Source organism: Streptomyces sp. CB01881 (assembly GCF_002953255.1).
In the GTDB taxonomy this organism is placed as follows: Bacteria; Actinomycetota; Actinomycetes; order Streptomycetales; family Streptomycetaceae; genus Kitasatospora.
Genome location: NZ_CP026498.1, coordinates 1,760,153 through 1,780,957 on the forward strand (window position 1 = coordinate 1,760,153; position 20,805 = coordinate 1,780,957).

The 20,805-nt window shown below is 75.6% G+C and carries 18 protein-coding genes; 2 read left to right on the forward strand and 16 right to left on the reverse strand.

The window, feature by feature from the left end:
- Window positions 1-74: 74 nt before the first annotated feature.
- Together fabG and C2142_RS07690 are read left to right on the forward strand one after the other, a co-directional pair.
- Window positions 75-833, forward strand: a complete 759-nt coding sequence (gene fabG, locus C2142_RS07685) for a 3-oxoacyl-ACP reductase FabG (protein ID WP_148641690.1) — start codon at window positions 75-77, stop codon at window positions 831-833.
- A gap of 197 nt (window positions 834-1,030) precedes the next feature.
- Window positions 1,031-2,392: a S53 family peptidase gene (locus tag C2142_RS07690; protein ID WP_148641691.1), complete on the forward strand. Its 1,362-nt coding sequence runs from the start codon at window positions 1,031-1,033 to the stop codon at window positions 2,390-2,392.
- A 138-nt stretch (window positions 2,393-2,530) separates the two neighbouring features.
- Here the strand turns inward: C2142_RS07690 and fabV are convergent, their stop codons facing one another.
- From fabV to C2142_RS07770, 16 genes are all read right to left on the reverse strand, one after another.
- Window positions 2,531-3,745 (reverse strand): enoyl-[acyl-carrier-protein] reductase FabV, encoded by a 1,215-nt coding sequence (gene fabV / locus C2142_RS07695; protein ID WP_148641692.1) that lies wholly within the window; start codon window positions 3,743-3,745, stop codon window positions 2,531-2,533.
- Between the two features lie 352 nt (window positions 3,746-4,097).
- Window positions 4,098-6,182, reverse strand: a complete 2,085-nt coding sequence (locus C2142_RS07700; RefSeq protein WP_148641693.1) for a hypothetical protein — start codon at window positions 6,180-6,182, stop codon at window positions 4,098-4,100.
- Between the two features lie 251 nt (window positions 6,183-6,433).
- Window positions 6,434-6,739 carry a winged helix-turn-helix transcriptional regulator gene (locus C2142_RS07705; RefSeq protein WP_148641694.1) on the reverse strand — a complete coding sequence of 102 codons (306 nt, stop codon included), beginning with the start codon at window positions 6,737-6,739 and terminating at the stop codon, window positions 6,434-6,436.
- A gap of 24 nt (window positions 6,740-6,763) precedes the next feature.
- Window positions 6,764-10,627, reverse strand: a complete 3,864-nt coding sequence (locus C2142_RS41465; protein ID WP_148641695.1) for a LysM peptidoglycan-binding domain-containing protein — start codon at window positions 10,625-10,627, stop codon at window positions 6,764-6,766.
- Window positions 10,627-11,022 carry a hypothetical protein gene (locus C2142_RS07715; RefSeq protein WP_148641696.1) on the reverse strand — a complete coding sequence of 132 codons (396 nt, stop codon included), beginning with the start codon at window positions 11,020-11,022 and terminating at the stop codon, window positions 10,627-10,629. Before C2142_RS07715 ends, C2142_RS41465 begins: the two co-directional genes overlap by 1 nt.
- 229 nt (window positions 11,023-11,251) lie before the next feature.
- Complete coding sequence (locus tag C2142_RS07720; protein ID WP_148641697.1) at window positions 11,252-11,650, reverse strand: pilus assembly protein; 399 nt, start codon at window positions 11,648-11,650, stop codon at window positions 11,252-11,254.
- An 86-nt stretch (window positions 11,651-11,736) separates the two neighbouring features.
- Window positions 11,737-12,108 (reverse strand): TadE/TadG family type IV pilus assembly protein, encoded by a 372-nt coding sequence (locus C2142_RS07725; RefSeq protein ID WP_241002439.1) that lies wholly within the window; start codon window positions 12,106-12,108, stop codon window positions 11,737-11,739.
- 35 nt (window positions 12,109-12,143) lie between these two features.
- A complete protein-coding gene (locus C2142_RS07730; RefSeq protein ID WP_148641698.1) occupies window positions 12,144-12,428 on the reverse strand; it encodes a hypothetical protein in 285 nt (94 codons plus the stop codon).
- A 66-nt stretch (window positions 12,429-12,494) separates the two neighbouring features.
- Entirely contained in the window at window positions 12,495-13,373 is an 879-nt protein-coding gene (locus C2142_RS07735; protein WP_148642265.1) for a type II secretion system F family protein, read from the reverse strand.
- Entirely contained in the window at window positions 13,370-14,374 is a 1,005-nt protein-coding gene (locus tag C2142_RS07740; RefSeq protein WP_241002440.1) for a type II secretion system F family protein, read from the reverse strand. The genes C2142_RS07735 and C2142_RS07740 overlap by 4 nt, the downstream gene beginning before the upstream one ends.
- Window positions 14,374-15,063 (reverse strand): CpaF/VirB11 family protein, encoded by a 690-nt coding sequence (locus tag C2142_RS41955; RefSeq protein WP_346766367.1) that lies wholly within the window; start codon window positions 15,061-15,063, stop codon window positions 14,374-14,376. Before C2142_RS41955 ends, C2142_RS07740 begins: the two co-directional genes overlap by 1 nt.
- 911 nt (window positions 15,064-15,974) lie before the next feature.
- Window positions 15,975-17,246 carry a hypothetical protein gene (locus tag C2142_RS07750; RefSeq protein ID WP_194235760.1) on the reverse strand — a complete coding sequence of 424 codons (1,272 nt, stop codon included), beginning with the start codon at window positions 17,244-17,246 and terminating at the stop codon, window positions 15,975-15,977.
- Between the two features lies 1 nt (window position 17,247).
- Window positions 17,248-18,018 (reverse strand): SAF domain-containing protein, encoded by a 771-nt coding sequence (locus C2142_RS07755; RefSeq protein ID WP_148641699.1) that lies wholly within the window; start codon window positions 18,016-18,018, stop codon window positions 17,248-17,250.
- A gap of 102 nt (window positions 18,019-18,120) precedes the next feature.
- Window positions 18,121-19,062 carry a hypothetical protein gene (locus tag C2142_RS07760; RefSeq protein WP_148641700.1) on the reverse strand — a complete coding sequence of 314 codons (942 nt, stop codon included), beginning with the start codon at window positions 19,060-19,062 and terminating at the stop codon, window positions 18,121-18,123.
- The gene (locus tag C2142_RS07765; RefSeq protein ID WP_208693216.1) at window positions 19,056-19,535 is read right to left on the reverse strand and encodes a hypothetical protein; all 480 of its coding nucleotides are present in this window, start codon (window positions 19,533-19,535) and stop codon (window positions 19,056-19,058) included. Before C2142_RS07765 ends, C2142_RS07760 begins: the two co-directional genes overlap by 7 nt.
- A gap of 281 nt (window positions 19,536-19,816) precedes the next feature.
- Entirely contained in the window at window positions 19,817-20,680 is an 864-nt protein-coding gene (locus C2142_RS07770; RefSeq protein ID WP_148641702.1) for a hypothetical protein, read from the reverse strand.
- Window positions 20,681-20,805 lie beyond the last annotated feature (125 nt).

Below are 20,805 nucleotides of genomic sequence, written 5' to 3' on the forward strand. Positions count from 1 at the left end.
ACGACGGCCGACGACGGCCGTCGTCCGTCGGCCACTCCCCCCCAGTTCTTCACCGCTTCATCGAAGGAGTTGCTGTGACTCGTTTCGCAGGCAAGGTCGCCGTCGTCACCGGCGCGGCGCAGGGCATCGGTGCGGCCACCGCGCGGCTGCTGGCGGAGGAGGGGGCGGCCGTCGCGGTCGTCGACCTGACCGCCGAACGCGCCGCCGGCACGGTCGAGGAGATCACCGCCAAGGGCGGCACCGCCCGCGCGTACGGCTGTGACGTGGCCGACTACGACGCGGTGGAGGCCGTGTTCGCCCAGGTGGCGCAGGACCTCGGCGGGGTGCACATCCTGGTGAACAACGCCGGGATCACCCGGGACAACCTGTTCTTCAAGATGCCCAAGTCCGACTGGGACGCGGTGCTGACGGTCAACCTGACCAGTGCCTACAACTGCAGCCACGTCGCGCAGAAGTACATGACGGCGCAGAAGTACGGAAAGATCGTCTCGCTCAGCTCGCGCTCCGCGCTCGGCAACCGGGGCCAGGCGAACTACGCGGCCGCCAAGGCCGGCATCCAGGGGCTGACCGCCACCCTGGCGATCGAGCTGGGCCCGTTCAACATCAACGTCAACGCCGTCGCCCCCGGCTACATCGCCACCGCGATGACCGCCGCCACCGCCGAGCGGGTCGGCGCCACGGCGGAGGACCACCAGACGGAGGTCGCCGCCCGGACGCCGCTGCGGCGGGTCGGCCAGCCCGAGGAGATCGCCTCGGTGGTCGCCTTCCTGGCCAGCGAGGACGCCTCGTACGTGAGCGGGCAGACGCTGTACGTCAACGGTGGGGCGCGCTGACCGGTTACTGACGTTTCATCAGTTGGCCGTCCCCGGTGGTGGGTTACCTTCGCCTGGGACGGCCTTTACCTTTTCTGGTGGCCAGGCGTGACCATGCCGGCAGTGCGAAATGACTATGGCATGATCATGTGGCACTCGATGGGATGGCCGGACCGACCCGACCGGACCAGGTCGGGCCCTGCGTCCCAAGGAGTCCCATGGGCAGCCCCGCCACCCTCCGCCGCGCCCTGGCCCTGCTCGCCGCCGGGGCAACCGCCCTCACCGCCGGCACGCTCTCCGTCCCGGCCGTGAGCGCCACGGCCTCCGGCAGCCTGGCCGGCGTGCACGTCCGCCCCGCCTCCGCCGGGCACATCAGCGCCACCGGGCGCTCCGCGCCACTGCCCACCTCGCAGTGCGTCAGCCAGATCGGCATCAACTGCTACTCCCCGCTCCAGTACCGGACCGCCTACAACCTCGACCCGCTGTACAAGGAGGGCATCACCGGCAAGGGCCGCACCATCGTCATCGTCGACTCCTTCGGCTCGCCGACCATCCAGCACGACCTGGAGGTCTTCGACAAGCAGTGGGGCATCCCCGACACCCAGGTCGAGGTCGTCAAGTGGGGCAACGTCCCGCCGTTCGACCCCACCAACGCCGACCACACCGGCTGGGCGGGCGAGACCACCCTCGACGTCGAGTACGCCCACGCCGTCGCCCCCGACGCGCACATCATCCTGGTCGAGACCGGCGTCGCGGAGACCGAGGGCACCACCGGCCTGCCCGAGATGATGGACGCCGAGAAGGCCATCATCAAGTCCGGCAAGGCCGACGTGATCTCGCAGAGCTTCGGCGCCACCGAGAACACCTTCCCCGGCTTCGACAAGGGCGACTTCAAGTCGCTCACCGACCTGCGCTACGCCTTCAAGGAGGCCGCCGCCCACGACGTCACCGTGCTCAGCGCCTCCGGCGACAACGGCGCGACCGACGCCCAGGAGAACGGCCAGGACCTGTACCCGTACAAGGTCAACTCCTGGCCCTCCAGCGACCCGCTGGTCACCTCCATCGGCGGCACCCAGCTCAGCCTGGACGACGCGGGCAAGCGCACCGCGCCCGACAAGGTCTGGCACGACAAGTACGGCGCGGGCGGCGGCGGCGTCTCCGGCGTCTTCGACCGCCCGTGGTACCAGGCCGGCGTGGCCGGGGTCACCGGCAACCACCGCGGCACGCCCGACATCAGCATGAGCGCGGCCGTGGACGGCGGCGCCTGGACGTACGAGTCCTACGACCCCACCTCGGTCGGCTGGCACCTCACCGGCGGCACCAGCGAGGCGACCCCGATCTTCTCGGGCATCGTCGCCCTCGCCGACCAGCTCGCCGGCCACCGCCTCGGCCAGCTCAACTGGCGCCTCTACGGCCTCAACCTGCTCCCGCAGCAGTGGAGCGGCCTGGTCGACGTGACGGCCGGGGACAACTCCTGGGACAAGGTGACGGGCTACCAGGCCACCAAGGGCTACGACCTCGCCAGCGGCCTCGGCACCATCGACGGCAACAGGTTCGTCCGCGCCCTCGCGGGTCGCTGACCCCAGCACACCCCCGGTGGGGGAGCCGGCCCGCCCGGCTCCCCCACCACCCGGCCCGCGCCCGTGGCGCGTGGACGCCGTCGACGAGGCGCGGAGCCGCGCGGCCGGGTCTCCGCCGGGCGGTCCTCCCGGTCGGGATCAGGGCGCGGGCGCGGGCCACGGGACGTCGGTGGCCACTGCGGCGGTGTAGTCGATGCCCGGGACGGAGAACCCGTACAGGCGCTGGACCTCGGCGTGGAACCAGTCGAGGTCGGCGAGGCCGGCGATGGTGCCGGTCGTGGCGGCCTCCCAGCGCTCGGCCACCGCGGCCTGGACGTCGTCGGAGAGTTCCCACCTGTCCAGGCGGACCCGGCCTTCGTCGTCCAGGGCGAGCGGGGCGGCACCGGTGAGCTGGTCCCACAGGGCGGCGAGCTGACGCACCGGCGGGACCATCTCCTCCCCGAGGACGCCGCGCAGCAGGCCGGTGTACAGGGCGATGCCGGGGATCGCGGTGGAGGACTGCGTGACGGCGGCGCCGTTGACGGACGTCACGGCACGCCCGCCCACCGTCCCGGCGAGCCGCTCGTTCAGGGTGCGGGCGGTGGCCTCCAGGTGGGCCTTGGCCGCGCCGATGGTGCCCTGCCGGTAGATCGCCGCCGTCAGCGACGACCCGATGTACGACAGCGCGGCGGTGGTGAAGCCCTCTCCGAGCAGTCCCCGGCCGGCCAGGTGGTCGATCCAGCGCTCCCAGTCCGCACCGCCCATCACGGCCACGGTCTGCTCCACGTCGTCGCCCTCGGCCGGCCCGGTCTCGACCTCGCGGACCTCGGGAACGCCCCGGTCGTCGAAGACGAGGGTCTTGGTGCGGTTCGCCCGGCCGATCGGCTTGAGGACGGAGGCGTACGTGGTGCCGGTGCCGGGGTCGGTACGCCGGGGCGCGGCCACCGAGTAGACCAGGTGGTCCAGCCTGCCGCCGAAGCGCTTCTCGATGAGGTCGGCGACCTGGTCCTTCATCGCGTCGGAGAATGCGTCGCCGTTGAGGAAGACCAGATCCCGCCCGGCGGCCCGGGCGATGTCGGCGGTGGCGGCGGTGCGGTACCAGCCGGCCGTGGCGGTACGCCGTTCGGTGGGGGCCTTCTCGAAGGAGACCATGATGCCGCGGATGCCGGCGCGCTTGAGTCCCGCGAGCGTGGCCGCCAGACCGTATCCGGCCGAGGAGCCGATGATCAGCGCCACCGGCCCGGAACCCTCCGGCACGCCGTCGGGGTCGGGGCACGCCTGCCACATGTCGGCCACCAGCCGCTCGCAGCCGGCCGGGTGGGAGTCCAGGAAGAGGAAGCCCCGGTTGCGGGGGATGAGAACGCGCTCGCTCACGACTGCAGTCCTTGGGTCGACGGGTCCGAAGACGGGGCGACCGGCCGGGCCGCCACGTGCTGCAAGTCTGCGAGAGGACGGGCACGTGCCGTGGGCCCGCCAGGAACAATGATCATGGCCCGATCTTGGAGTGTTTCCACCAGTCACGGCGGAGCCGGACGCGGCCGCGTCCGGGCTGCGACGGGCCCCGTCCGGCCCTTCGCCCGCACTCCCGGTCCACGTTCCTGATCCCTTGCCGGGCATGACGAACCGGCACCGCCCGCACTGGAGGTCGGCCTGGCCGACTTCCAGTGCAGGGGCGGGAGGGGCGGGAGGAGTGAGCAGGGCAGGAGGGGCGAGCAGGGCGGGAGGGTCAGCCGGCGTCGGCGGCCAGGTGGGCGAGGTGGCGTTCTGCGGCGCGGAGCTTGCGGCCGTCGGGGCCGGGGAGGTAGGCGCGCAGTTCGATGATCTCGGGGGCGATGCGGATGGCCTCCGCGCGGTCCGGGATCGCCCGCCAGCAGGCCTCGGCGTTGGTGGCGGCCTGCTGGGTCTCCGGGTGGTCCGGGCCCTGGGAGCGGAGCAGGGTCAGCGCGACCTCGCGGTAGATGTCCGCCGCCTCGATCGTCTTCCCGGCCAGGCGGCACACGTGGGCACGGACCTGACGGACTTGCAGGACCGGTTCGGAGACGGCGCCGTGCTCGGCGATCGCCTCCAGTTCGAGGGCGAAGGCGAGGTCGGTGGCGGCGGTGTGGTCCCCGGCGTCGGCGCTGCGGACGATCCGGCCGATCACCTCGCGGTAGTCCGCGCGGGGCTTCGAGGCGCCCGCTTCGGGGGCCTCGGACGCGGGGGCCTCGGACGCGGCGGTCTCGGACGCGGCGGTCTCGGACGCGGCGGTCTCGGACGCGGCGGCGTCGGACTCAGGGGTCTCGGGCGCGGCGGCCTCGGGCTCGACGCGAGCGGGGTCGACGGGGGCCGGCGCCTCAGCCTCGGGCACCACGTCCCTGGGCGCCTCAACCTCCGGCACCGCAGTCTCCGGCGCCTCAACCGCCTGCACCGCGTCCGTCGGCGTGTGCTTGTCGAGGGTGACGACGCCGCCCGAGGTGGGGCGCCAGGCGTAGGCCTTGAGCAGGTCGACGGGGTGGGCCGGGGGCGGGGGTGTGGGCGGGACGCCGGGCTTGAGGAGGTGCACCGGGCCGTCGGACGGCGGCACGGGCGCGGCAGCCGGTACGCCGGCCGGTGCCGCCGCGGCAAAGGTGGCCGCGGCGGGCTTGTCCAGCGTGACGGCGGGCCGCGGTGCCGGGACGGCATCGCGCGGAACGGCGTCCCGCGCCCCCTCGTCGTGCTCGGCCGGCGGGCGGGGCAGCACGGCGGCCGGGCGCGGGCCCTCGTACGGGGTGGCGTCGACGACCGGGCCGTCCGTACGGCGGGCCGTGTTGCGGAAGAACGGACGGTTCGGCGCGTGCGTGGCGAGGATGACGACGTCCGGGCGCAGCACCGAGTACACCTGCTGGCGCAGCTGTTCGGGGGCGAGGACGGTGTCCGCGCCCGGGCGGCCGCCGTGCAGGGCCTCGATCAGCGCGCGGGTGAAGGTGCCGATCTGCTCCGGGTCGGGGCTGACCACGGCCCAGAGCGGGAGGCCGTCGGTGAGCGGGGAGACGGTCCCCTGGAGGAACGGCAGGGCGTTCTGGTCGGCGCTCAGGTCCGCGATCACCAGGGTCTGCCACTCGGCCGGCCGGTGCCGCAGTTCGCCGGCGATGGACTGCCAGGCGAGGCCGTCCTGCCGGACGCTGCCGGGCTTGGAGTCGCGCAGGGTGAGGTGGAGCTGGCCGCCGCGCTTGTCGGCGAGCAGGTGGCCGCCGAGGTGGACGAGCAGCGGTCCGGGGTGCCGGGCGGCGGCCCGGAGATGGGCGAGCACGGTGTGCGGGTCGCTGGCCGCGGGGAGGTGGACGGCGTCCACCGCGTCGGCCGCGAGCAGGACCTGTGGGGAGACGGCGGCGAGCATCGCGGACAGTACGGGCGCCTGGACCGGTCCGCCGCGCCCCCAGGTACGGCGGCCGGAGTTGCCGTAGCCGCCCTCGACGACCAGGATGCGCCCGCGCGGCGCCGTCCCGAGGCCGCCCGGGCCGACGGGGACTCCGTGGGCGGGAGTGGTTCCCGGGAGCGGGACGGTGAACGGCAGCGGCGTCGCCGACGGCGGCGGGGCCACGACGGACAGACCGGTGACGGTCCATCCGGTCGGTGGCGCCGGCGGGGCCGCCGGAGCCTGGACGGATACCGACCCCTGGCCGGGCGCCGACCCCTGAACGGGTACCGACCCCTGGACGGGTGCCGGAGCCTGGACGGGTGCCGGAGCCTGCGCGGGCGGCTCGTACAGCGCGGCCGGTCCCGGCGGGTGCTCCTCGTACGGGTTGCGCGCAGGGCCCGGCGGCACGGCGTCCCAGGGCCCCGTGTCGGCCACGGGATCGGGACTGCCGGGGACAGCCGTCGTCTCCGCCATCTCTGGTCACCGCCCCGCCCCGCCGCCCAGCGGCGTCTGACTTCCTGCCCCGTGATGCCGACCACCACGTCCGTCTGCGCCACCCTACGAGATCCCGGCACGCCCGAGCCAGGCCGGGGCGGTGATCAAGGCCCGGCCGGCGTCGCGCGCGCTCCGCGCCGCCCGTCGGCCGGTGGCCCCGGCACCGTCGGCCGTCCCCGCCCGGCACCGCGTCAGGCGGTGTCCGCCCCGCCGGCGCCGTCCGCCGACGCCGGTCGGCGAGGGGCCAACGGGTCTTCCTGCCGGGCCAGTTGCCCACGGTGCTCGTCCGCCCAGGCGCCGAGGCCGAGCAGGGCCGTGTGCAGTGAGCGGCCGAGGCCGGTCAGTGCGTACTCGACCCGGTACGGCGGCCGGGTGTGCGCGGTGCGGCCGACGACCCGGACGGCCCGGACGGCTCGGGCGGCTCGGGCGGCTCGGGCCGCGACGCGCCCGCCGAACGGAGCAGGAGGCAGCCGTGACGGCCCGGGCCGCCGGTGCACCGCACACCGACGACTGGAGAGGCGTCACGCTCCCGACAGGAGGTCGCGGAGCAGGGCGACGGTGTCGGCGTCGAGGTTGCGGCCGGTGCGGCGGCTGAGGGCGTCGAGGCGGTTGACGGCGCGGACGAGTTGGTCGCGGGCGCCGGCCGAGGCGTAGGCGTAGAAGAGGTCACGGTGCAGGAGTTCGACGTCCGGGGCGACGGCGAGGCCGCGGAAGACGGCGGCCTCGGCGCTGCGGTGGTCGCCGTACTGGAGGCGGCGGGCGGCGAGTTCGTGGGCGGTGTCGACGATCGCGGCGATCATGTCCTGCCGTTCGGCCTCGGCCCAGCCGTAGGCGGCGGGCGGGGCCTCGGCGAACGGGGCGCCTCGGACGAGGGCGAGGGCGTGGGCGAGGGCCGCGTCGGCGGTGGCGCTGGTGCTGCGCATGCCGCGGCGGTAGAGGCTGCGGAACTCGTCCCAGTCGCAGGTGACGGTCGGGGCGAAGGTGTAGCCGTCGGGGGTGTCGGTGGGCAGGAAGGCCCGGCCCTCGGCCGAGCTGCCGAACCAGGCCGCCAGGTCGGCGAGTTTGCCCGGCAGCGGGCTCTTGGCGTCGGCGGCGGTGGGGTGCGGGTCGAGGTGGGCGGCGCCGGGGTGGAGGTCGTGGTCGAGGGCGTTGTGGTCGGCGCCGGGTCGCAGGGCGAGGTAGGCGGCGAGTTCGGTGAGCCGGGGCAGGACGGCCGGTTCGGCGGTGCCGGCGGCGCCGGCGACGTCGACCGGGCCGAGCAGCCTGATCCGGGGGGCGTTGCGGGTGGCGTGGGCTTCCGGGGAGCGGAGGATGGCGAGCAGGTCGTCGCTGTCACTGCGGCCGGGGGCGGTGCGGGCCGACGGCGCGGCGGGGCCGCCGTCCTGCTGCGGTGACGGCTCGGGGGCCGGCTGCGGGCGGGCGGGTGTGCGCGGGTCGACGCCGGTGGGCGCGGGTGCGGGGTCGTGCGTCGGCACCGGCTCGGGGACCGGCGACGCAGCGCGCCCGGGGGCGGGTTCCGGAGCGGGCTCGGGCAAGGGCTCGGGCGAGGGCTCGGCGGGCTGCACGGGCCGGACGGGCTGCACCGGGACGACCACGTCGGCCCCGGACGGGAGCCGGAGGTTCTGGGTGGTCTCGTCCAGGTCCTCCTCCCCCTCGCCTCCCGTTCCCGGCTCCGCTCCCGCACCGGCTCCGGTGCCCGAACCTGCATGCAGCCCCAGGCCGTTGGCCAGGAAGCGCGCACCCGGGCCGCCCGGACCGCCCGGGCTCCCCGAGGCGCCCGAAGCACCCGGGCCGGCCGCGGCACCGGCGGAACCGGCTGCACCGGCTGTTCCGGCGGCGGGCGCAGCCGGGTCGGTGCCCGCGAACGGGCTGACGCCGGTGCCGATGACCCGGGCGAGCAGACGCGGGCCGGCCGCGCCGGGGCCGCCGCCGTCGCGCTCGCCCGGACCGGCCCCGACCGCCGCCAGGACCGGGACGGGGGCCGGGAGTTCCGCCGGTTCGAGGTCGATGCCGGGACCGTCGAGGGTCCAGGCCGGGGCGGGGTACTGGGTGGTGTCGTCGGCGGCCCGGAGCAGTTCGGCGACCTGCTCGTACTGCCCGCCGGTGAGGCGCTGGAGCTCCAGGGTGAGGTGCAGGCCGGGGATGGTGGCCTGGCCGGTGCTGGGCAGGGTCCAGCGGGCGACCGGGCCGGTGCCGCGCTCGGGCGCGCGGGTGATCACGGCGACGCAGGTCCGCGGGCGGGCGTCGAGCAGGCGGCCGAGTTCGGCGGGGATGTCGCCGCCCGGCTGGTGGGCGCAGAGCACGATCTCCGGGATCCAGGACTCGTCGGCCTGGCCGCGGCTGCGCGCGTCCCGGGGGCTGGCGGCCTCCGCGGCGACCAGGGTGGCGCGGGCCTTGGCCGTGCGCGGGCCGAGGGCGGTGAGCGCCGCCTCCAGGGTGGGGTGACGGTGGATCCGTTCGGCGGCCGGACCGCTGATCGGCAGCTCCTCGGCGAGGTCGACCAGGTGCAGGTGGAGACGGTCGGCGAGCGGGCTGTGGGCGAGCTCGACAGCCAGGGTGCGCAGCACGTCGCGGGCGTCGTCGGGGTGCCCGGAGAGGTGGAGCAGACGGACGGTCTCCAGGTCGGCGAGGACCACCGAACCGTCCGGGCCGGTGCCGAGGGTGACCAGGGCCGGATAGGGCGCGGCGGACTTGCGGGCCTGGGCGGGCGAGAGCAGGTCGGCGGAGTCGGCCGCGCACCACCAGACGTTGGGGGCGTGGGCGGCGCGGAACGGCGCGATCGGGGCGGCCGGGCCGGAGAGGTGCAGTTCGACGGTGCCGCCGGGGGTGACCCGGGCGGCGACGATGACGGGCAGGCGCTTGCCGCCCCGGACGGTGTTGCGGGCCATGGTGCGCAGGGCGCGGTCGAGCAGGTCGAGGCCGCGGTCGTCCTGGCGGGCCTTCAGCTCGGCCTCGAAGGCGGCGGCGGGCGCGGCCGGCAGGGCGATGCGGTGGCGGGGACGGCGGGCGCGGAGCTGGGTGCCGCGCTTGTGGGCGACGGTGCCGATCATCATGGCGGCGAGCAGCACGCCGACGGTGGAGGCGGCGAGCGCGACGGTGTAGTCGTCGCTGGGGGCCGCCTCGGTGTGCGCGGCGGGGGCCGGGGCGTGGGTGGTCGGCGGGGTGGGCGCGGGCGTGTGCGCCGGGGCCGGGGCCTGGGTGGCAGGCGCCGGGGTGGCCGGGGCCGGCGTCGCAGGGGCCGGAGGAGCCGGAGGTGCCGGGGCAGGCGCGGGTGCGGGTGCGGGTGCCGGGGCGGGTGCGGCAGCGCCCGGCACCGCCAGCACCATCCCCGGTACCACCATGTCCGGGTCGGTCAGCCGCTCCCCGTCCGGCGCCTGGACGCCCTTGTTCGCCTCGAACAGCTTCGGCCAGGCCTCGGCATCCCCCAACTCCCGCTGGGCGATGGCCGACAGGCTGTCCCCGGCCGCCACCGTCACCGTGCCGTGCCCGGCCGCGGCGCCACCGTCGACCCCCGTCTGCGGCGCACTCGGCGCGGGAGCGGGCCCGGGAGCCGGCGCAGGAGCAGGAGCAGGAGCAGGCGACGCATCCGCCTTGGCATCACCCGGCATCACCAGCTCCCACCCCGGCTGGATCGGCCGGTCGGCGTCGAACCGGGTGCCCGAACCGTCCATCACCCGCCCGTCGTTGAGCTTCGCGATCTCCACCCACCGCTCTCCCGAACCGAGTTGGCGCTCGGCGATGGACCAGAGGCTGTCCGCTGGCCGGGAGTCCCGGACGGTGTACGTGGGGTGCTGGTCGGCGGCGGGCGCGAGCGCGGGCGCGGCCTGGGCCGCGGGCAGTGCGGCCCGCTGCGCGCCGATCGTCAACTGGGCCGGGGCGGAGAAGGCCTGGGCACGCTCGGGGGTGGCGGCGAAGGACGATCCGGCCACCGGCAGCAGCGCGATCACCGAGCCGACCAGGCCGGCGGCCAGCCGCTGGCTCCAGCCGAACGCCGGGATCCGCCGGGCGATCCGCCCGCGCAGCTGGGCCGGGATCTCCAGCAGGACGGAGAGGGCGAAGCAGAGCCAGCCCAGCCAGCCGACCACGACCAGCAGCCAGAGGAAGAGCCGCCCGTCGTCGGGGCTGGTCAGCGCCTGCCCGATGCCGTCCGGCGCGACGTCGCCCATCGCGGCGACGGCCTGGGTACCGTACAGCAGCAGCGCGGGCACGCCGGCCAGCAACGCGCACAGCGTGAGCAGCGCCGCGACGGCGGTGAGCAGGGCCCCGCCCCGGCCGCCACGGCGCGACGGCAGCGCCGCCGGGCGCCGGCCGGGCCCCGGGTCGGCGGGCCCGCCGCGGGCCGAACGTCCGGCGCGGGCTTGGTCCTTGGCACGTGGCGCGACCATCAGTCGGTCTCCGCTTTCTCGACTCCGTGGACGAGGGTGGCAGTCCCCTTGCCCGTGACCTTCTGCTTGCCGAGCTCGCCCAGCAGGGCCGGCTTGTAGTCGGCCTCCACGGTGACGGTGACGGCCTTTCCGTCCGGCGAGAACGACACGCCCGCCGCCTTGAGGTGATAGAGGGCGAGGTAGCTGTTGGCGGCGTCCTCGACGTACTGCTGCTTGACCCGGTAGCCCTCGCCGCTGAGCACACCGGCCTCGTCGAGCTGCTGGCCGCCGACCCGGGCGGCCTCCTGGGCGTAGGCGTCGGTGCGTTCGGCAACGCGCAGCCGGCCGCCGGCGTCCACGACGAGGGCGATGACCAGGACCAGGAAGGCCGCGCAGATCGCCACGAAGATGGCCATCGCACCCCGGTCCGACCGACCGCGCGTCCACTCCCGGACACCGCGGCCCCGCCGTTCCCCCCGGGGTCCGCGCGCCATCACGCTCCCCTCCCGCACGTTCGTCTCCCCACCGGTCCCCGCCGGAACCGCTCCGCCTCGCACCTGCCGCCCCCGGGAGCCCTCCGCTTGCGTCTCCCCCGCCCGGGGCGTCCCCAATCCCCGCCCGGGAACCTCGTCCGCACCGGCCGTCTCACCCGCCCCGGTAGCGGTCGACCACCGAGGTGAAGCTGCCGGTGAGCGTCTTCGTCCCGGGCATGCCGGGCCCCGGCACCAGGTCGCTCAGACCCACCTCGCACACCACGGTCACCTCGACGGTGGCCATCACGACGCCCCGGCTCTCCAGCTGCCCCGGCTTCCAGGTGACCTTGCTCGTGCGGCAGTCGACGCCCTGCTGCTGGAGGGTGGCCCGGGCGGTCCGCTCGACCAGTTCGTCCATCCCGGCGGCGCTGCGCACCAGCGACGCCGTCCGGGCGGCCGAGCGGGCCGCCGCCTCCACCGTGCCGGCCGCGGTCTGCACCCGGCCGGCGGCGACGGCGACCAGGATCAGCGCGACGACGCCCGGGGCGACGACCGCCGCCTCGATCGCCACGCCGCCGCCGTCGCGCCCGCGCCCCGACCGGGCGGTCCGCCACGCCGCGAACCGCCGCCCCCACCCGGGGAACCCGGCCGCCCGCCTCACGGCACCGCCTTCGGCGGCAGGAACCGCTCGCGCGGCGCCTCCGCGTACTGGGTGACGGTCGGCTTGAGGAACGGGACGACGGAGGGGGCGGTCAGCTCCACCGTCACCCGGATCAGCTCCGGTGTGCTGCCGTCCTTCGTCACCCGGTACTCCCGGACGCCCTGCCGGCCGAGGAAGTCCTCGGCCTGCCTGGTCGCCGCCTCGTCCTTGGCCCCGTCGCTCCGGTTCCCCTGCACGCGTCCGGCGTCCACGCCCTCGCGGGCGGCGGTGAGCGCGACCTGGCGGTAGTACCACCACATCGACGCCTGGACGACGAGCAGGATCAGCACCAGGAGGACCGGGAAGACGATGGCCAGGCTCAGGCTCACCGATCCGCGGTCGTCACGGCGACGGGGCCGGTGCCTCACGTGGCCGCGCCGGCACCCGCGCCGGGGAGGTTCGGGTCCTGCTCGACCTTCTTCACGACCTTGTCCTTCAGCGCGTACAGCGCCACCGCGACGGCTCCGGCGACGAAGACCAACGCGATGACGGCGAGGGCGAGTTCAATGCTGATCGCACCGCGGTCGCCGCGCGCCCGGGCGGCCCTGACCCGGCCGACCCGGAACTGGAAGAGCAGCAGCGCGAACTGGACGGGCAGCAGCGTGGGCCGGATCAACCGGCCTGCCAGGGCCTTCAACTGGTCGGACATCGGGGACTCCCGGGGTTGGGGTGGTGTCAGCCGCTCGGTCGGTGTGGCAGGTCCCGCGTGACCTGCTCAGCCGAGCATCTGGTGGAGCGCGGGGAAGATGATCAGGACGGTCATCAGCAGGGTCAGGGCGGCCCCGGGCGCGACCATCCGCTCGCTGTCGGCGTTGGCCCGGGCCAGGTCCTCGGCGAGCAGTTCGCCGCGCAGGCCCTTGGCCCGGGCTCGCAGGGTGTCGTAGACGGCGGCGCCGTCCGTGCCGGAGAGCCGCATGATGTCGGCGACGTCCTGCAACGGGGTCAGCCCGAGCTCGGCGGCCAGTGCGTCCAGGCCCGCCCAGGGCGGCAGCCGGTCGGTGGCGGCGCGGTCCAGGGCGTCCCGGATCCGGCGGAAGACCGGGCCGCGCCCGACGGAGGCGGCACGGCGCAGCGCCTCGGCGGGACCGAGGTCGGCGGCCCGCTCCAGCGCGACCAGTTCCAGGTAGGCGGCGATGCCGTGCAGGTACTCGGTGCGCGCCTCCTTGGCCTCGCCGCGCACGATGGCGTCCGGGACGAACCAGAACAGCCCGGCCAGCAGCGGCCCGACCACCAGCGGCATCGCGACCGGCAGGCCCATGTCCAGCAGCAGTGCCATCGCCGCCAGGTAGGCCGGCAGGACGAGGCCGATCACGGCGAACAGCAGCTTGTGCGCCATGAACCGGGCCGGGGTGCGGCCGATCAGCGACAGCTCCCGGTACGGGATGCGCACGCCGCGCAGGCCGATCGACTGCTCGCCGATCCGGTCGAACCAGCGCGGCCGCTCGTCCGGGTGGGGCGTCCGGTCGGCGGGCGTGCGGTGCAGCCGGTCCAGTGCCTGGCTCAGGTCGGGCGGGGCGGGCCGGAGTTCGGAGATCAGCAGGGCGACGCCGCCGGCCGCGACCGCGCCGGCCAGCACCGACCAGGGCGAGATCATCGGGCCTCCCCGAGAAGTTCCTGCTCTCCGGCGGAGCCGCCCTCGCCGGGGCCCGCGTCCGCGCGCCGGCCGGACCGGCTGCGGCCGGTCCGGCTGCGGCCGGTCCGGCTGCGGCGGTCGGCCTCCAGCAGCCGCGGCACCGGCGGGTGCGAGGCCAGCGCGCGCATCCAGGCGATGATCGCCACGAAGAGCGCGGCGACCACCGCGAGCACGACCTGGCCCAGCACGGTGCCGTAGGGCCTGGTGTACTCGGTGTTGAACGAGCCGAGCACCACGACCAGCACGATGATGCCGACCAGCCAGCGGATGGTGGTCCGGTGCTTGGCCCGGTCGGCCTCGATGGTGCGGCGCTGGCGGACCTCCTCGCGGACCGAGTCGGCCATGTCCGAGAGCGCCCGGGCCAGGCCGGGGCCGCTGTCCCCGGAGCGCAGCAGCAGCGCGGCGAGCACCTTGTCGGCGGTGGCGTCGGCGAGGCTGTCGGCGAAGGAGCGCAGCGCCTCCTCCGGCTGCCAGCGGGCCTGCAACCGGGCGGCCAGCTCGCCGACCTCGTCCTCGATCGCGGCGGGGGCGGTCCGGCGGCTGGTGACGATGGCCTGGTTGAGGCCGACGCCGAGCAGCAGCACGTCGGCGATCCGCTGGGTCCACTCGGAGAGCGCCTCCAGCCGCTCGATCCGGTGGGTGTCCGGGCGGGTGGTGTCGAACAGCCAGGGCAGCCCGAAGACGGCCAACGGCACCAGCAGCGCGGTCAGCGGGATGCCGGTGAACAGCCAGCCGAGCGGCGCGCCGGCCAGCGCCAACGGCAGCTGGATCCGGCGCAGCCGCACCACCCGGGCGGGGGCGGTGCCGGGGGCGCCGTACCAGAACACGTGGGCGCGGCCGGCCAGCGGGCCGGGCCCGTCGGCCTCGGTGTCCTCCTCGACGGGCTCGCTGCCGCGGGCCCAGGCCACGAGGGCGACCAGGCCGAGTGCGACCAGCAGGCCGCAGAGGACGAGGAGCAGCATCACCGGGCGCCACCGCCGATCCGCAGCTGGAGGGGCTCGGCCCAGCTCCCGTACCGGGAGCCGAGCAGCGCGGCGTCGAAGCCGGCCCGGCGCAGGTCGTCCAGGCAGTTCGGGGGGGTGTGCGGGACGGCGCGCGGCTCGCCCAGTTCCGGGCGCGGGCCGAACACGGTGTTCAGGGCGGGCCGGCCGCTCTCGCCGAGGCCGGTCACCTCCAGGACGTGCGAGACGAAGCGGTGGCGCCGGCCGCCGACGGCCGTCTCGTCGACCATCGACACGTGCACGATGAGGTCCACGGCGTTGGCGGTGAGCCGGTAGGCGAGGGCGTCGGTCATGTGCGAGCCGTACTCCAGGCAGAGTTCGGCGATGCGGTCGACCACCATGTGCGGCCCCCGGGCGTGCAGGGTGCACATCGAGCCGCCCTCGCCGTTGGTCATGACGCGCAGCATCGGGACGACCTCGCCGGAGCGGACCTCGCCGACGATGATCCGCGACAGCGTCATCCGCAGCGCGGCCGGGATGAGGTCACCGATCGTCAGCTCGCCGGCCATCCGGCCCTCGACGCGCTCGCCGTTGCCCTCCCGGGCCTCCATCGGGACGACCTGGCGCAGGTGGCCGAGGGTGTGCAGCCAGAGCTCGAACTCCGACTCCAGGGTGCCGATCCGCTCGTCCGGCGGGATCTCGGCGGCCATCGCGCGCAGCAGGCTGGTCTTGCCGACGCCCTGGGTGCCGGTGCACGTTCTTCCGGGCCTTGATCGCCGAGGCCAGGAACGCGGCCAGGGTGGAGTCGAGGGTCCCGAGCCGGACCATCTCGGGGAGGGTCGCCGAGGCCACCCGGTGGCGGCGGATCGCCACGTAGGGCCGGGGGGTCACCTCGGTGAGGGCTTGGAGACGCATGCCGCCCTCCAGCCGCAGCGCGAGGGTCGGGCTGGCGGTGGAGAGGCTCCGCTCGCCGCCACCGTGCTGGCGGGCGAGGTCCTGGAGCAGCTCGACCAGCTCGGCGTCGGTGTCGGCCACCGGCGGGACCTGGCGCAGGGGTTGGTGAACCCGGGAGACCCAGACGTCGTCGCAGCCGTTGATCAGGATGTTCTCGATCTCCGGGTCGTCCAGGTAGGGCTGGAGCCGGCCGGCCCGGAAGAGCAGGTCGAAGACGGCCTCGGCGAGCGCGCGGTCCTGCTCGCGGGTGGGCGGGATGCCGTGGGTCTGCGCGTAGGCGTCGGACCAGCGGGCGACGGCCTCCTCGATCAGCGCCCGGCCGCGCTGACGGCGGGTGGCGCGGTCCGGCTCGGTGCCGGAGGCGGCGGTCAGCCGGGTGATCTGCTGGTGCAGTTCGGCCGCGACCTGGCGCTTGAGCTCGCGCGCCACCTGGGGGTCGACGGCGGGCCGGGTGCCGGCGCCGCGCCGGTCGAGCGAGGGCAGCTGGGACGGGACGGCGGTGGGGGTCGCGGAGCCGCCGTACGGGGCGGCCGCGGGCGCGACGGGGCCGGGCGCGACGGGGCCCGGAGCGACGGGGCCCGGCTGGACGAAGGGCTGGGCGGCCGGCTGGGGCGTCGCCCAGGGCAGCGCGGCCGGGTCGGCCTGCGCCGGGTGCTGGTTCAGGGGGCTACCGCGCACGGAGCACCTCCCCGTGGCCGGGCGGCGACGGCTGCGGGCCCTGCCCGTACGACGGCGGCCCCTGCCGGTACGGCTCCGGCTGGACGCGGCCGTACTCCGGCGAGAGCCCCTGGGCGTACTGCGGCCCGTGCACCTGGCCGTACTGCGGCGCGGACCCCCGGCCGTACTGCGGCGCGGCGGAGGGCTCCTGCCCGTACCCCGGCCCGGCGGAGGGCCCCGCGGACGACGGGCCCGCCGACGTCCCCGGCTGCTGCGGCTGGACGTGCGCCGGGAAGGGCGCGGGCGCGGCCGGCTGCGGGGCCAGCCCGGCCAGCGGCGCCACCGGGCCGGTGGTGATCACCGGCGGCACCGGCGGCGGCACCTGGCCGTACGGCTGGGGCGCCGGCACCGGCGGCGGGGCGTAGGCGAGCGGCTGCGCCTGGGCGTCGGCCTCGGGCGCGGCGGCGAGCCGGGCGGGTGCGGGCGCGGCCGTGGGGGCCAGCCGCTGCCGGCGGCGGCGCACCAGCAGCTGCACCTCGTCCGCCGCCGAGCGGGCCGTCCGCATCAGCTCCGAGCGGATGAACCGGCGGTCGGTGACGTCCCCGCCGTCCGACAGCACCCGGGCCGTGCGCGCCGCGTGCGGCAGCAGCCCCAGCACCGGCAGCCCGAACTCGCGCGAGACCTCCACGCCCGAGTACGGCCCCTCGGCGACCAGCAGCAGGCCCAGCGCGTCCGCCCCGGTCCCGGCCGTGGCGAGGTCCTCGGCGAGCCCGGACAACCGCGGGCGGACCGCGCTCAGCCCGCGCAGGGTGGTACGCACGGTGACCGCGACGACGTCGGCCCGGCGGGCGAGGACGGCGCTGGTCCCGGTCGCACCGGAGCGGCCGAGGTCCAGGATCACGTCGTAGCCCTGCGGCTCCAGGCCGTGCAGCACCTCCATCAGCGGTTCCCAGGTGTAGGCGAGCCCGGGCGCCTGGGTCGGGTCGGTCAGGCCGGGCAGCAGCAGCCGCTCGGCGTTCCCCTCGGGCGAGAGGTCGATCAGCTGTTCCCAGAGCGCCTGGGCGAGCAGTCCGCGACGGTCCGCGACGGCCAGGTTGCGCAGCCCGTACACGGCCTCGACCCGGCCCTCCAGCGCGCCGGCCAGCACCGCGCCGCCGTCCGGATCGCACTCGACCAGCAGGATCCGGCGCCCGGGCTGCAACGGCCAGGCGAGCAGCAGTGCCAGCGCCGTCGTGGTGGCCCCCGGTGCCCCGGGGCCGCCGACCACCGCGATCACCGCCATCTCAGGCCCCACCCGCCCCGGTGGACGCGGTCGCGCTCGCGGCGCCGGTCGCGGCACCGCTCGCCGCACCGGACGGGCCGGCCGTCCCCGAGGGCGCGGCGGGTGCCCCCGAGGGCGCGGGGGTCCCCGGGGCCGCGCCGGCGGCCGCCCCGCGGGGCGCGAGCACCACCTGGATCCGCCCGCTGGCCACCCAGGAGGCCAGCCGGGGGGCGTCCGCCGCTGGGACCGCGACGTCCACCACCTGGCTGCCGTCGGTGTCCACCCGGCTGACCGCGATGACCACCGCGGTCAGCGAGTCCGGCCGGCCGGTGTCCGGCGTGTAGACCACGACGATCGGCAGGCCGGGCTGGAGCCTGGTCGCCGGCAGCTGGGTGCGCTTGGCCGAGACGCCCACGATCAGCTGGCCCGGCTGCACGCTCAGCGCCTGGGCGACGTCCGCCTTCAGCAGCAGTGCGCCGCGCTTGAGGTCGGTGGTGGCCCGCATCCCGATCGCGTCCTTGCGGTCCGTGGCCGCCACCGGCTTGAGCACCGGGTCGCTGGCGATCCGGGCCACCACCAGGTCCGCATCGGTCAGCACCTGCCCGTACGGCACGTCATGGGCGAGCGCCAGCACGGCGACCCGCTGTCCGGTGCTGTTGTAGAGCACCGCGCCGCCCAGCCCGCCGGCGGCTATCAGCGCCACCGCCATGGCCAGCACCGCCGGCCGCCGCCGCCGTGCCCGGAGCGCGCGCCCCGGGGCGTGCGGCGTGGCCGCGCCCTGCTCAGGCACCACCACGGTCACCCCCGCCGTCGCTGTCTGTACGGTTCTCCACCGGGCTCCGGCCTCTCCCACGTCGTTCGGACACGTTGCTGTGCTGCTGCGCGGTCGCCGGCCTCAGTTGAGGACCTGCACCTCGGCCACCCGTACGGCGAGGTCGGCGGAGAGCGGCACCTTGATCGGGGCGACGTTCAGGTTGCCGGGGGTGACGGTCACCTCGCCCACCCAGTTGGCCGTGACCGTCCCGGCGAAGGTGCCGCCGGCCTTGGTGGCCGAGCCGGTGGTGAACAGGTGGCCGCAGGTGGGGGACTTGGCGGCGCCGTACTTCGGGTCGTACGGGGTGCCGGCCGCGCCCTCCTTGGCGCAGGTCTCCGTCGTCCCGTCCCCGAGGTCCCAGACCACGGAGTCCAGCCGGGGGGTGACCGTGACGGTCACGGTGCCGTTGCCGACCGACCTCGGCGCCGGCGCCTTGGCGTTGGCGAGCCAGAGCCAGACCGGTACGCCGACCACGGCCGTGCCCTTGGGCGCCGTGCCCGGCTCGGGGAACGGCAGGGCGATCTGCTCGCGCATGATCTTGTCCGCCTCCGCCGCCGGGTCGAACGGCGGCTGGGCGGGCGCCTGGGCGAAGAACTTCGGCACCGTCGTGCCCATGCTGCCGTCGGTGAAGCGGCAGGTCTCGGCGTAGACCGTGCCCTCGGTGGGCTTGTGCCCGGCCCAGACCGGGTCGTCGGCCGCGGGCTGCGGGGAGACCGTCCGGTAGTAGCAGCCGGTCCCGCTGCTGAACCAGCCCAGCTCCGGATCGTGGCAGGGCCAGTCCTCGCCGTTCCAGCGGCAGAGCTGCGGACCGCCGGAACCCCCGCCGCCCGTCCCGCCGTTGCCACCGCCCGGGGTCGGCGTGGACCCCGGTGTCTTGGTGCCCTCGCAGATGACGTTCACCGCGCAGTGGGTGACCTCCCCGCCGATGGGTGGTTCCTCCGCCATCGCGGGCGCCGCCGGGGCCATCAGTAATCCGGCGAACAACAGCGCGCGGATCACGATTCGCCGTTCGGGTTTCAGCACGATCGGTCCACCTCCCGCTTGAACTCGTTGATCAGCCAACGCGTTTGGAACCTCCGCAGGGAAACGGTCGCGAGGTACCGCGTCAGCCGCTGTTGTGGATCCTTTACCGCGTGGGTGGTGGCATCGGCCTGGTGCCAGCCCGTCACGTCGAGGCAGTCCTCGATCACGGCGGTCTGCGGATCCGACGCCAGGTCGACGGTCTTCACCACCGGGGAATTCCTCGGACTTCCGATCATCACCAGTTTGGCGTCACGCAGTTGACGGAGATTGACGAGGGAGTCGCGCAGCGCCGTCCCGGAGGAGTACGTCTGCAGCCGGGAACCGTCCGAATCGGTGCTCCCGAACTCCTCGACCTGGGCCTGCCACCAGTCCTGATAGGTGCTCAGGGCCAGCCGGGCCTGGGCCCCCTCGGGACCGTCGGTCGGCGCGATCCGGACGTTTGCGGAACCACCCGAAGGAGTTACCGGGTTCACTCCCGCAACAGTGGGCGCACTCGTCCCGAGACGATCGACGGAACCGGCGTCACCACCGGCCGCGCAGGAGCTCAGCAGGATCGCCAGAACCGCCCCAGCGACCCCAACCGCCCCAGGGCGCAACACATTTCCGCGCCGCCGCATCGCCCCACCTCATCGCGACCGACCCCGTCCGTGGTCCGTGGTCGCCAGAAGAATTCCGCCGTCCCGCCGGTGTTGCTGCGAGGGCATCGATTCTTCGCCAACCCACCCCTTCACGGCAACACCCCGGGGCCCTGACCTTACGCGGAAGGCGGATCCGTCGGGGCACTTTCCCGCCACAGAACGGCCAACAGTTCTTCGGAAAGCGACAATCCGGCCAATGCGCCCCGAACGGCGGCCCGATTCCGCATCAACAGGCGCCCGCCCTGCGGCGGTACGAGCAGGCGCGCGCCCGGCGCACCTCCTCCCGGGGCGGCCCCGGAGCCGGGATCACCGCCGTCGATCAGCCCGGCGACGGCCGGCTGGAGGTCGAGCGGGGAGACCGCGGCGGGCGCACCGGCGACGCCCTGCTGGAGCACGGTGGTGAGGGCGTGGCTGAAGGATCCTTCGCCCCCGGGCAGGACGGCGTCCCGCCCGCGTCTACCGGCGGTGTAGCGGCCGACCCTGCCCCAGAGCGGCACCCGCGGGTAGCTGAGCAGCTCGCCCGCGCCGTCCTCGCCGCCACCGCGTTCGAGCGCGGCCCAGGTGTCCCGGTCGGCGACGGCGTCGACCAGGAGCAGCGCCTCCTCCTGGTCGCCGTGGACCATCGCGCTGACCACCCAGTCCCAGGCCAGCCCGCGCCGGTAGGCGTTGTCGGCGGTGGAACCGCCGGTGACCAGCGCCAGGCGCCGGCCGCGCGGATCGGCGACCAGCTGGCCCACCAGGCAGACCAGCAGCCAGCGGCCGGGCCGGGCGGCCGCCTCGCGCACCGCGGTGAGCATGGTGTTGGCGTCCGCTCCCGGCTCCAGCACGTCGACCCGGCAGCCCGCCGAGCCGGCGTCGAAGCACATGCCGGGGAGCACGTCGGCGAACAGCCGGGCCCCGGCCGCCGCGTTCGCCGAACCGCCGAAGCCGCGGTCCGGCCCGCCGTCCGCCCCGATCACCACCAGATCGATTCCGCTCACCACGCGCACCGCCCCCTCCTCGCCGACCCCTCGCTGCCCGGGGCCGCCCACCGCACCGTCGCGCGCTCCGTCCGGCCGCGCGTCCCGTCCTGCCGTACGCGGTGCTGGTCGTACCGCGTCGTGTC

Excerpts from the sequence above, each read along its gene's own strand:
- C2142_RS07740 (WP_241002440.1), bottom strand. The coding sequence starts at position 14,374 with ATGCTGCTCCTCGTCCTCTGCGGCCTGCTGGTCGCACTCGGCCTGGTC.
- C2142_RS07735 (WP_148642265.1), bottom strand. The coding sequence starts at position 13,373 with ATGATCTCGCCCTGGTCGGTGCTGGCCGGCGCGGTCGCGGCCGGCGGC.
- C2142_RS07690 (WP_148641691.1), top strand. The coding sequence starts at position 1,031 with ATGGGCAGCCCCGCCACCCTCCGCCGCGCCCTGGCCCTGCTCGCCGCC.
- C2142_RS41465 (WP_148641695.1), bottom strand. The coding sequence starts at position 10,627 with ATGGTCGCGCCACGTGCCAAGGACCAAGCCCGCGCCGGACGTTCGGCC.
- C2142_RS07750 (WP_194235760.1), bottom strand. The coding sequence starts at position 17,246 with ATGGCGGTGATCGCGGTGGTCGGCGGCCCCGGGGCACCGGGGGCCACC.
- C2142_RS41955 (WP_346766367.1), bottom strand. The coding sequence starts at position 15,063 with ATGGCCGCCGAGATCCCGCCGGACGAGCGGATCGGCACCCTGGAGTCG.
- C2142_RS07715 (WP_148641696.1), bottom strand. The coding sequence starts at position 11,022 with ATGGCCATCTTCGTGGCGATCTGCGCGGCCTTCCTGGTCCTGGTCATC.
- C2142_RS07730 (WP_148641698.1), bottom strand. The coding sequence starts at position 12,428 with ATGTCCGACCAGTTGAAGGCCCTGGCAGGCCGGTTGATCCGGCCCACG.